Annotated in this window: 11 protein-coding genes; 7 read left to right on the forward strand and 4 right to left on the reverse strand. The window is 56.0% G+C overall.

What is annotated here, in order from left to right; genetic code table 11:
- Window positions 1–70 precede the first annotated feature (70 nt).
- Window positions 71–1000, reverse strand: coding sequence for a deoxyribonuclease IV (locus VFU50_03360; GenBank protein HEU5231874.1), 930 nt, complete (start codon window positions 998–1000; stop codon window positions 71–73).
- An 87-nt stretch (window positions 1001–1087) separates the two neighbouring features.
- On the opposite strand from VFU50_03360, the gene aroF reads away from it, so the two are divergent.
- Window positions 1088–2155, forward strand: a complete 1068-nt coding sequence (gene aroF / locus VFU50_03365; protein ID HEU5231875.1) for a 3-deoxy-7-phosphoheptulonate synthase — start codon at window positions 1088–1090, stop codon at window positions 2153–2155.
- A gap of 100 nt (window positions 2156–2255) precedes the next feature.
- Here aroF and VFU50_03370 read toward each other — a convergent pair whose 3' ends face one another.
- Window positions 2256–4166: a 30S ribosomal protein S1 gene (locus tag VFU50_03370; protein HEU5231876.1), complete on the reverse strand. Its 1911-nt coding sequence runs from the start codon at window positions 4164–4166 to the stop codon at window positions 2256–2258.
- 450 nt (window positions 4167–4616) lie between these two features.
- Between VFU50_03370 and VFU50_03375 the strand changes: the two genes are divergently transcribed.
- Entirely contained in the window at window positions 4617–5171 is a 555-nt protein-coding gene (locus VFU50_03375; protein ID HEU5231877.1) for an HIT domain-containing protein, read from the forward strand.
- A 229-nt stretch (window positions 5172–5400) separates the two neighbouring features.
- Here VFU50_03375 and VFU50_03380 read toward each other — a convergent pair whose 3' ends face one another.
- Together VFU50_03380 and der are read right to left on the reverse strand one after the other, a co-directional pair.
- A complete protein-coding gene (locus tag VFU50_03380) occupies window positions 5401–5907 on the reverse strand; it encodes a carbonic anhydrase (GenBank protein ID HEU5231878.1) in 507 nt (168 codons plus the stop codon).
- A gap of 149 nt (window positions 5908–6056) precedes the next feature.
- Window positions 6057–7481, reverse strand: coding sequence for a ribosome biogenesis GTPase Der (gene der / locus VFU50_03385; protein HEU5231879.1), 1425 nt, complete (start codon window positions 7479–7481; stop codon window positions 6057–6059).
- Window positions 7482–7756: 275 nt separating this feature from the next.
- Between der and VFU50_03390 the strand changes: the two genes are divergently transcribed.
- The 5 genes from VFU50_03390 to VFU50_03410 all read left to right on the forward strand — a co-directional run bounded on the left by VFU50_03390 (window position 7757) and on the right by VFU50_03410 (window position 11827).
- On the forward strand, window positions 7757–9733 hold the full coding sequence (locus VFU50_03390; protein HEU5231880.1) for an ATP-dependent DNA helicase: 1977 nt from the start codon (window positions 7757–7759) through the stop codon (window positions 9731–9733).
- A gap of 3 nt (window positions 9734–9736) precedes the next feature.
- On the forward strand, window positions 9737–9997 hold the full coding sequence (locus tag VFU50_03395; protein ID HEU5231881.1) for a hypothetical protein: 261 nt from the start codon (window positions 9737–9739) through the stop codon (window positions 9995–9997).
- Window positions 9998–10112: 115 nt separating this feature from the next.
- Complete coding sequence (locus VFU50_03400; GenBank protein ID HEU5231882.1) at window positions 10113–10820, forward strand: tetratricopeptide repeat protein; 708 nt, start codon at window positions 10113–10115, stop codon at window positions 10818–10820.
- Window positions 10821–11231: 411 nt separating this feature from the next.
- Window positions 11232–11528, forward strand: coding sequence for an HU family DNA-binding protein (locus VFU50_03405; protein HEU5231883.1), 297 nt, complete (start codon window positions 11232–11234; stop codon window positions 11526–11528).
- A 116-nt stretch (window positions 11529–11644) separates the two neighbouring features.
- A complete protein-coding gene (locus tag VFU50_03410) occupies window positions 11645–11827 on the forward strand; it encodes a type II toxin-antitoxin system HicB family antitoxin (GenBank protein ID HEU5231884.1) in 183 nt (60 codons plus the stop codon).
- Window positions 11828–11854 lie beyond the last annotated feature (27 nt).

Genomic DNA, 11854 nt, shown 5'->3' on the forward strand with positions numbered 1-11854 from the left:
TCTGGTTTAGTCACGCTCGGCTCGGTCATGAGGCGAGCGCGTGCGCTGCTGTTCGCTTATAGATCCGACATCATTCTTTAACCAGATTCTTCAGCGCATCCACATTTTTCTGATCATCACCAGGTTCATCGATCGGCGTCTCGGCGATGAATGCTGCGTGCGCTGTTCTAGGATCGTTGAGCAACCGGCGGAATGGCTCTAATCCGATGCTGCCTTGCCCAATATGTTGGTGCCGGTCGAGCTTCGATGCGCGCGCAGCTTTGGCATCGTTGCAGTGCCAAACTGGGATATTCGTTAGCCCGATCGTATTCTCCAGGTATTTCATCGTGAACTCATACCCGTCGGCCGAGACGATGTCATAGCCGGCGACATGGGTGTGGCACGTGTCGATGCATGCTGCTACCGGCAAGACAGGACGCAGACGATCCACCAACTCCGCCACCTGCTCGAACGAGCTTCCCAGCGAGTACTCCGCTCCGGCGGCGTTCTCGATTAGAACTTTGAACCCGCAGCTTTCCATCTCGAGGCGATCGGTAGCTTCGGCAATCGCGCTCCCAGCCCGTCGCAGTCCCTCTTCGCGCGTGAGCCCGCGATATGAGCCGGCGTGCAGCACGAGATATTGAGCGCCGAGTGCGAGGGCGCGTTCCACTTCGGCACGAAACGCTTGAATGGATTTGCCGAGGAACTCCGCCGTCGAACTCGCCATGTTGACCAGATAACTGGTGTGAATGACCAGCGGTTTGATGCCGTAGTTCTCATTCAGGCGAATCATCTCTTCGCACTGCGATTTCGAAAGCTGATAGGGCTTCCACATGCGCGGCGACGACGAAAACATCTGGAATGTATTACAGCCCAGGCGATAGGCGCGTTCGGCCGCAGTCTCCGGCCCCCCTGAGGTAGAGGTATGAATCCCAATTCGGCGCGACGTGAGCTTGGGAGGAGTCTCCGGAGCAGGGCGTTTCAGGATATCTTTCGCCTCGCGTTCCCACTTCGTCGCCATCAGTCGAGCATAGCAGGAGAAAACGTCCGGTCATTGCGATGCGCCGCGCACATTCATTAGACTGGCACTTCTCAAGGAGCAACGCAGATGTTGGTCGTAATGAAGGCGCAGGCCACAGAAGAGCAGGTGCGCGAGGTCTGTCATAAGATCGAGTCTCTCGGATTTCGCGCGCACCCCATTCCCGGCGCGCAGCGCACAGCGATCGGCATCACTGGCAACCAGGGCGCACTCGAGGCCGGCACTCTGGAGGAGATGCCCGGCGTCGGCGAGGTCATCCGAGTCAGCAAGCCTTATAAGCTAGTCAGCCGGGATGTGAAGCCTGAGAACTCAGTTATTCGCTTTCCCAACTCGCACGTAACCATTGGCGGGCGAGACGTTGTGATGATGGCGGGGCCTTGCTCGATCGAATCGCGCGATCAGGCGATGACGATTGCCGAACAAGTCGCCCGTAACGGCGGCCATTTTCTGCGCGGCGGCGCATACAAGCCGCGCACCTCTCCATATTCCTTTCAAGGTCTCGGCGAAGAAGGTTTAAAGATCATGGCCGAAGTGCGCGAGCAATTCGGTCTGCTGATCGTCACCGAAGCAGTAGACAACGAAACGCTCGATCTCGTCGAACAATATGCCGACATGATTCAAATCGGCGCGCGCAACATGCAAAATTTCTCGCTCCTCAAACGCGCCGGTCGATCACGCAAACCGGTGCTGCTTAAGCGCGGAATGTCGGCCACGCTTGAAGAACTTTTAATGGCAGCCGAGTACATTTTGAGCGAAGGCAATTACAACGTCGTGCTCTGCGAACGTGGTGTGCGCACGTTCGCCGACCATACACGCAACACGCTCGACTTGAGCATCGTGCCCGCAGTCCAGCGCCTCAGTCACCTTCCCATTTTGGTGGATCCAAGCCATGGCACCGGGAAGCGGAACAAAGTTCTCCCGCTTGGACGCGCGGCAATCGCCGTAGGCGCAGACGGCTTGATCATCGAAGTGCACCACGATCCCGATCGCGCCCTCAGCGACGGGCAACAATCGATCACTCCTGACCAGTTCACGGTGCTGATGTCAGAGATAAAGCAGATCGCCGCCGTGTTGGATCGAGGAGTGGTTGCGCCAGTGAGCATAGTGAAAGCCGACGCCCATCTGACGGTCGGGTAACGATTCCAGCTCGTAGGTATTGCTGCGACCTGAGAAGTGAAAGTTAAGCAAGAAAGGCCGCCATCTCTGGCGGCCTGCTTACATTCAGGAGGAGGAAGAACTAACTTTGGTCGTTGCTGGCGCGCTTCCAGTTCATGATCTCGCCTAGCGTTGTAGTCGAACTTGAGACTGGCTGCTTGTACGCTTCGACGTCCGCGCGGCTTGCTTCTTCCCCGACCGCCCGCAAACTGAGTCCGACCTTCTTCTCATCAGGATTCATCTTTATGATCTTGAAGTCGTGCTCCTGGCCAGGTTCGAGCTTGATCGGAGTGCCGTGGCTGTCGGTCGCCTCGGAGTTGTGGCAGAGGCCTTCGACTCCTTCGGAGATTTCTACGAAAGCTCCGAACTGAGCCGTGCGCAGAACCTTGCCGTGAACCACATCGCCGATGCGATGCGTCGCAAAGAACGTTTCCCAGACATCGGGCTGAAGCTGCTTGATGCCGAGTGACAGTCGGCGATGCTCCGGTTCGATCGCCAGCACCTGCGCTTTCACTTTCTCACCCTTCTTCAGGACTTCGGACGGATGCTTTACGCGCTTGGTCCAGCTCAGATTACTGACGTGAACAAGGCCGTCGATACCGTCTTCGATCTCGATGAAGGCGCCGAAGTCGGTCAAGTTGCGAACTTTGCCTTCGACTGTGCTGCCGACCGGATACTTGTCGTGCAACTGCTCCCACGGATTCTGCTCGAGCTGCTTGAGTCCGAGAGAAATGCGACGCTCCGCCGGATTCACGTTCAGCACAACGGTTTCAACTTCGTCGCCGGGCTTCACGATCTTCGACGGATGCTTCATCCGCTTCGACCACGTCATTTCGCTGACATGAACGAGACCTTCGATGCCTTGTTCCAATTCGATGAAAGCTCCGTAGTCGGTAACGCTCAGAACGCGTCCGCGAACGTGCGCGCCGATGGGATAACGCTCAGCAGCATCGAGCCACGGATCAGGCGTGAGCTGCTTGAATCCCAGCGAGACTCGCTGTTTGTCTTTATCGAACTTGAGAACTTTTACATGAATCTCATCGCCTACATTCACCAGATCGCGCGGATGCGTGAGACGCCCCCAAGACATGTCGGTGATGTGCAGCAAACCATCCAGACCGCCGAGGTCGACGAAGGCTCCGTAGTCGGTGAGGTTCTTGACGGTCCCAGTGAGGACTGAACCTTCTTCCAGGTGCTCGAGCGTCTTGGACCGCTTTTCCGCCTGCTCTTCTTCGAGGTGCTGCTTGCGCGAAACCACGATGTTGCCGCGCTTTTTGTTCAGCTTAATGACGCGGACGTCAATCTCTTGACCTTTGTATCCGTCGAGGTTGCGCACCGGCTTGAGATCAACCTGAGAGCCCGGCAGAAATGCACGAACTCCGCCCACGTCAACCGACAATCCGCCCTTTACGCGATCCACAACGTAGCCTTTGATGAGAGCCTTGTCGTTGTATGCCTTCTCGATGTCGTCCCATACGCGCACGCGCTGTGCCTTCTCGTGCGATAGAAGGACATATCCCTCTTCGGTCTCGCCGCGATCTTTGACAACGTCAATGCTGTCGCCCGGCTGGAACTTGGGCTGGCCGTCGCGTCCCATGACTTGTGCGATTGGGACCATGCCTTCAGACTTTGAGCCGATATCGACGACAACATACTTGTCGGTCAGCTTGACGACCGTGCCCTTCTGGACGTTGTCCTCGGCCGGAGCGGCAGCCTCGGCTGCAGACTGCTCGGCCTCGAAGCTCTCCAGAGCGGCGGCGAAATCCATCTCCTGAGCATCCGCGTGTGCGGTCTCGTGCTCGGCGACGGCGGGTTGAGGGTTTTCGGTGGCGAGTGCGGTGGTTTCGGTTTCGGTATTCAGGGTTGTAGTCTCGTGATTGGAATTTTGTGAGCGAGCCGACTCTCCCATCCCGTGAGCTGAATCTTCCGGGTTAGCAGTGTTCTCTTGAACGGCTGGATTGAAATCGCGGGCTGTGCTCTCGTCGAACGACATCGGTCCTTCTTAGTCGCGCTCGCGCCACGGGAATGCTCCCGAATGACAGTGGGTAAAAGCCCGGCTGCCCGCTTGAACGGACTGGTGGCTGCATAAGCTCTCTTTGTGTGTGGGCCCTTCAGGGGGCTAAAGGAAACTCTGCGGCCGGATCGACAAAAAGTGCTTCCACTCCGTATCGATGCTCTGACTATAGCAACCGCTCTGAGAAGGTGTCAAACCAAGTGAAGTGGAGCAGAAACAGTGAGTTAAGAAACGGATAAACGTGCGATTTGGATGCGCGTGGAACGAGGTTTTTTCATCGTTTCGCGCGCAAATCGCCGATTTCGTGATTGCGTGATTTCGCGATTTCGTGATTTGGAAATTCGCCCCAGCGATCATGGGGGAAAGAACTGTTAATCTCTAAGGTCTTTGACGGTCAAGCTGAGCAGCTTAGCCGCTAGCAGCTTCTTTATGGACTATCTCTGGACTCCCTGGCGGTACGCGTACATCACCGAGGCAAAAGACGACCTGCGCTGTGTCTTTTGCGACAAGCAGAATGAGAAGGACGATCGCACCTCATGGATCGTTCACCGCGGGAAGCATTGCTACATCTGTTTGAACGCGTTTCCATATACATCCGGGCACGTCATGGTTATTCCTTACCAACACCTGGATCAACTGCAAAAACTCCCCACAGAAGCGGCACACGAGATGATGGCCTTGTGTCAGCGCACCGAAACTGCGCTGCGTAATCTCTACCATCCTGACGGGATTAACTTAGGAATGAATCTGGGAGCCGCAGCCGGGGCTGGCGTCGCCGGGCACCTTCACATGCACGTCCTACCGCGCTGGGTAGCGGATGCCAATTTCATGACCGTAATCGGTGAAACGCGGATTTTGCCTGAGACGCTCGAGACCACATGGCAAAGGATGCGTGAGGAGTTCGGGCGCGAAACCAAGGGCAGTAAATCGCGGGCTGACGCTGCACCCGCAACAGCACGCGCCAGCAGAAAACAGCGAAAATAACAGGCAAGTGCTCGAAGATGAGGCGAGAACTCGCTCGATTCTGCCCAAAATCCGCAAATCTTTGCCGCAGGCAGGGAACTAACAGCGAATCCGATCTTTTTCCGGCTAAACCACCAGCAACAAACGATTTGCGCTCACTTCCGATCAACCGCGAAATCGGATCAGGGAAAGAACAGGGAATTTTGTGTCCCAAAATGGAACTAAGGCAAATGCGCCACTAAGGGCGGCCCTAAACAAACACTTCCTTGAGCCTGCCGGTCTCAACGTCAAACACGAACCCTCGCACCACGATTTCCTTTCGTACCCAGGGGTGGGACTTTAATTTCTCGAGCTGCTTGCGCACGTTTTCCTCCGGCGATTTGAAAGCGTAAAAGCGCTCCGGCGAGATGCTCGCGGTGCCGGCCTGGCGCTCGATCATCGTCCGCAGCTCTTCTTCGGTGGAGCGCATGAGACCGCAGTCGGTGTGATTGATAACCATGAACTCTTCTGTGCCGAGCGAATAGTGCGAGACCAGTAGCGAGCGCAGCGTGTCGTCGGTAATAATCCCGCCGGCATTACGGATGATGTGCGCGTCTCCCTCAGCCAGTCCCATGGTGGCTTTCGTAAGCCGCGTGTCCATGCAGGTGACTACCGCCAACCGCCGCGTTGGGCGGGGCGAAAGGCTGCGGGGTTTGTGTGTTTGGGCGTACTTCTCGTTGGCTTGAAGAACTTCGTCGATCGTGGACATATCTCTCATTGTGTCATTCCGAGCGGATGCTCACGCGTGGTGTTCGCGTGAGCAGGAGAGAGGAATCCCTACCGCCATATAAATGTTGATGCAAGTGGCATGTGCAGTCCGTAGGGATTCCTCACGCCAACTGCCGGCGTTCGGAATGACACCGAACATCACTCTTTCTCCTTCCCGCGAGTCTTGATCCAGATTGGCGTGCCTTCGAAGCCGAAAGCTCGGCGAATCTGGTTTTCAAGAAAGCGTTGATATGAAAAGTGCAGTTTGCCGCTGCGATTGGTAAAGGCAATGAATGTAGGCGGCGCCACCGCAGCCTGCGTCAGGTACTGGATTCGCACGCCATACCCAGGCGAAGATGCGCGCTCGAAATCGACTGACTTGAGAAAGCGATTCATCTCCCCGGTTGAGATGCGCTTGCGTCTCTCCTGCGCGACGCGCTGCACGGTCGCGAAGACGCGATCAACGTTCTTCCCGCTGGCCGCGGAGATAAACAGCACCGGAGCGTAGCTCAAGTACTTCAGCACAGTGCGAAGCTGTTTTTCGAACAGGATCTGGTCGGCAGGAGGCTTGCCATCTTTTCTCGCTGGTCCAACGAGGTCCCATTTGTTGACGACGATCACGACGGAGCGGCCACTTTCATGCGCGTATCCACCGATCGTCGCATCTGAAGACGTCACTCCTTCGGTCGCATCGATCATAAGCAATGCAACATCAGCGGCTTCGAGGTGCTTGCGCGCCATCACGACCGAAAGCTTTTCGGCCATCAGCTTGGTCTTCCCTTTGCGTCGAATGCCTGCAGTATCGATGAAGCGATACCGATGTTCGTCACGCTGCACTACTTCATCCACAGCATCGCGCGTAGTTCCCGCAATCGGAGACACGATCGCGCGCGATGTGCCCGTGAGTTGATTCAGCAGCGTCGATTTACCAACGTTTGGGCGGCCGATGATGGCAATCTTGGTTTCGATCGCAGAAGATTTTTCTGGCTCAGCCTCGTTCGCCCTCGCTCCGGATGTTTCCTCGATCTTTGAGGCGGCAGGTGCGAGTTCCACTACCTCATCCAGTAACTCGGCAACGCCTGTTCCATGCTCGGCCGACACGGGAAAAATGCGTTTGATGCCGAGCCGACGGAAATCTTCCACGACGGCCTCGAGCTTCGGGGTATCAATCTTGTTGACCGCCAGCAACACCGGCTTGCCGCTGCGAATCAGCAACCGCGCGAGTTCTATATCGGGAGCCGCGAGTTCGGTGCGGCCATCAACCACCATCGCGATCACGTCTGCTTCCTCAAGGGCAACTCGCGCCTGCCGGTAAATCTCCGAGGGGATGAGTTCTTTCTCATCAGGAATAATGCCGCCAGTGTCCACAACGCGAATCTCGCGTCCGTTCCAATTTGCCTTGCCATAGAGACGGTCGCGCGTGATCCCCGGCTCATCGCCAACGATCGACCGCCTCCTGCCGATCAGCCGATTGAAAAGCGTGCTCTTGCCGACGTTCGGACGACCCACGATGGCGAGCATGGGCGTTGCGCCGAATTTCTCGGCTCGTTTTTCGTTGGAAGAAAGTGTGGAAGTTCTCGGCAAAGTGAACTCGTTGCAGGCTGCTGGCTTCTGGCCACTGGCTGCTGGCTGAACCTAATCAAGGCTGTGCTGATTGCGCGTGATGTCCGTAAACTGGAATTGCATGTTTGGCTAGTAGCCAGAAGCCAGCGGCCAGCAGCCCCTACTCGGCAAACGGCGACCTAACTTTCAGCGTCCCACGCTATTATAGAGACTCACTCCGCGCTGCTCGTGCGTGGCCCTGGGCTGCTTTGTCTTCCGTTCCACAAAATGCGACTGCGCCGCAACCTGCGCGCGCCATGGGCTCGCTCTATTCCTTCTTCGCTCCCGGCGGAGCTTTGGCCGCTTCACATCCTGCGTATGAATTTCGACGCGGGCAACTGCAGATGGCCGAAGCTGTCGAGCAGGCGATCCAGGACCGCAAGCATCTGCTGGTAGAGGCGGGTACCGGAACGGGAAAGACGCTCGCCTATCTGCTGCCGGCTCTGCGTTCCGGCAAACGCGTCATCATCTCGACGGGAACTAAGAATCTGCAGGAACAGCTCTTCTACAAAGACGTTCCCTTTCTGGAGCAGGTGCTCTATCCAAACGGCGAAGGCAAGCTGCGCGTCTGCTACATGAAGGGGCGCAACAACTACCTGTGCCGGCAGAAGCTATACGATTTGAAAAACCAGCCGATTCTCACCGAACTCGGCGAAATCGATCAATATCGCGCTATCGCGGAATGGGAACAAAGCACTCAGACCGGTGACCGCGCGGAAATTTCAGGGCTGCCGGAATCCAGCGCGCTCTGGCACAAGCTCGATGCTCGGGCTGATGCGTGCGCTGGCCAGAAATGTCAGCAGTTTGATCGCTGCTTCATCACCGAGATGCGACGGCGCGCGCTGGAGAGCGACATTGTCATTGTCAATCACCATCTGTTCTTCGCAGATCTGGCGATCAAACGCGCTCTCGACGGCACTCCGGAATCCGGAGTTCTTCCCGAAGCCGGAATCGTGATCTTCGATGAAGCTCACGAATTGGAAGATGTTGCCGGAAGTTACTTCGGGGTCTCGGTCGGCAATCTTCGCTTCGATGAACTGGCGCGAGATGTCGAAACTACGCTGCGAATGAAGCAGGTGCTGCCCGCGTCCGTCGTTCAGGCATGCGCAACACTGCGGGAGCGCACGCAATTCTTCTTCGGCCTGCTTCCGTCGGGAGAAGGACGGTTCGCGTTCACCAATCGCCGCGAGTTCCTCGAAGAAAACGGCGATGAATATATTTCGCTGATGCACGCGCTCACGCGCCTCGCTGCTGAACTCCAGCAAATGAAAGAAAAACCGGAAGAGGTCTTTCAGTTTGTGCGTCGAGCTGAAGAAATTCGCGTCCAGCTATCGTTCATTCTGGAATCCCAAGATCGCAACACCGTTTACTGGATCGAGCGTCGCAGTGGCTTCAGCCGCCGTGGCGCCCGGGTCGTCTCATTACAAGCAACGCCGATCGATGTTTCGCAACTGCTGCGGCAGGCGCTGTTCGAAAATCTCGATACCGCGATTCTCACTTCCGCTACGCTTGCCGTGAGCAACGGATTCGACTACATCAAGGGTCGACTCGGGCTCGATCATGCGCGATCGCTGGTAGTGCCTTCGCATTTCGACTACTCGCGCCAGGCATTGCTTTATGTACCCGAGAATCTGCCCGATCCTCGCAGCGATCAATTTCCCGCTCGTGCTGCCGAAGTCATTCGCCGCGTGCTCGAAGCGACGCGCGGTCGAGCATTCTGCCTCTTCACCAGCTACTCGCAGATGCAGGACATCTACGAGCGGCTCCTCGGCGAAATTGAATATCCGATGCTCATTCAAGGTTCGGCTCCGCGCAATGCTCTGCTGGAAGAGTTCCGCACCACACGAAACGCGATTCTGTTTGCGACTTCGTCATTCTGGCAGGGAGTCGATGTGCAGGGCGAGCAGCTTAGCTGCGTGATCATCGACCGCCTGCCCTTCGCAGTTCCGAACGATCCCGTCGTTGCGGCTCGCATTGCGGCCATCGCCTCAGACGGCGGAAACGCGTTCATGGAATATCAGGTACCCGGCGCCGTAATCACACTGAAGCAAGGATTCGGCCGCCTCATTCGTTCACTTCACGATCGCGGTGTGCTCGTGCTCCTCGACAACCGCATCACTCGCCAACGCTACGGCCGAATTTTCTTCGAGAGCCTGCCGAAGTATGGCAATGCTCGAAGCATCGATGAGATTACCGACTTCTTCTCCGCCGAAAAAACGAGAGCTAGAATTTAGTAGGTGAAGCCTCTCACGGCAACGCGCATCTTCTGGACTGCCTGCATAGCTCTATTCATATCTGCCGTGGTGGGCTTGCGCTGGGGAGCGCAGATCAGCATTGCTCTGCTCCCGGCTGAACTGCGCACTTATGCCGACAGCGATCTCCTTCATAACATGTGGATCAAGCGCAGCATTTTTCTGTTTATGCTTTGCGCGGTCTGCGGGTTGATGGGCATCTACTTCAGTCTGCGCGCTTCCGACAGGGGCGAGCCTACGCGGTAGCGCATGTCAGGCGTTTCCAGCATTGGCACTTTCGTTCGTGATTGTTAAACTAAATTACCGGCCATCAAAAGGTTCTCCCTCCAGACTGGCTATCCTGCAAACGTAAGGATCGTGCGTGCAAAGCTACACCCGTCGTCAACTTAAGCAAGACAAATTCAAAGAAGCAACTGAAAGCGCTATTGCCCAGGCGCAGGCGCATCGTCGAGCGCTCACTATCGGCGCAATTATTGTCATCATCATTGTCTGCGCAATCGGCGGCTATTCCTATTGGCGCAACCAGCAAGACGAGCAGGCCAGCGCCGCTGTTGGCCAGGCGATGAACACGTTTTCCGCTCCAATTCGGACCGCCGGCGAACCGGTCGATCCCACCATCATCAGCTTCGCCAGCACCACGGAGCGCGATAAAGAAGCGGAGAAGCAGTTCCAGCAAATCGCCGATCAGTATCCGCATACGGATTCGGGAAAGAACGCTCTCTACATGACGGGAGTGGTCGCGCTCGATGCCGGCAACTACTCCGACGCGGAAGCCCGATTCAAGAAAGCCGCGGACAAAGGCAACAAAGACATCGCTTCACTTGCGAAACTCGGATTGGCTTCGGTGTACGAAGCGACCAATCGCGATCAGGACGCAATCAACATCTACAACGAGTTGATGAAAAAGCCGACGATCTCCGTGCCGCGTGAACGCGCGCAATTCGCGCTGGCATCGCTGTACGAAAGAAAAGATCCCGCCCAGGCGAAGAAAATTTACGATCAGCTCGCGGCAGACAAGTCGCCTTTGATCGCGCAAATGGCAAAGCAGCGGCAAACGGAACTGAAGTAAAACTGGGCTGCCCCCGATCGGGTTGTGCGATTTCGTGATTTCGCGATTGAAAAATCAAAATCACGAAATCGCGAAATCACGAAATCACGAAATCGGAAAATCGCCGATAGATCGACAGAGTTCAGACCATTCCAAAATCACTCCAAGACCTTTGAACCTCGTTCTCTCCGTTCGTTTTCGAACGAAAATCGCTTCAAAATGCGATTATTTCCAAAATAATCACAGAAAATGCGCGAAAAATGCGCTTTTGCCCTTGACACGGAGACTGTGCTCATCGCATCGTATCCTTCGTGACATCGCAAAAACCCGCATGAACACAGGCGAAAACGCTTCTGTTCTCAGGCATCGCGCGGTAAGATAAAGGGCGCGATTCGCAATCAAGTTTCCGATCAATCCCGCTAAGGAGGATTCATGGCAGCAGGCATGACCAAGACAGCTCTCGTCCGCAACATGGCCGAGAAACTCGAAATCAACAACAAACAGGCGGCGGCATTCCTTCAGCACCTCGCTGACACCGCTATCAAAGAGACCAAGAAGAACGGCGTGTTCGTGATCCCCGGACTCGGACGCCTGGTGAAAGCCGAGCGCAAAGCCCGTATGGGCCGCAATCCGCAGACCGGCGAGCCGATCAAGATCAAGGCGAAGACCGTCGTGAAGTTCCGCGTGGCCAAGGCCGCAAAGGACGCGATCGCTCCCAAGAAGGGATAACTGTTCCCATTGCAGGAAAGGCCGGCTTCGTGCCGGCCTTTTCGTTTGCAACAAATTGTTCAGATTCTATGCATATAGCCCTGCAGAAGCTTTGTACAATTGGGAAAGGATGTAGGATGACTTTGCAGCACACAATTAAAGCCGTAATCCGTCCAGGTGAGCAATCCGGTTTCGTGGCCGAGTGCGTGGACATTCCTGTTGTGACGCAGGGCGCAACATTGGAGGCGGCTTTTGCGAACTTGTGCGAAGCTGTCGCTCTTCATCTCGAAGGCGAAGATTTGAGCGAGTTCGGCTCGTGATTTCCAATCGCGAAATCACGAAATCAC

The organism is Terriglobales bacterium (assembly GCA_035764005.1).
Taxonomy (GTDB): domain Bacteria; phylum Acidobacteriota; class Terriglobia; order Terriglobales; family Acidobacteriaceae; genus Gp1-AA112.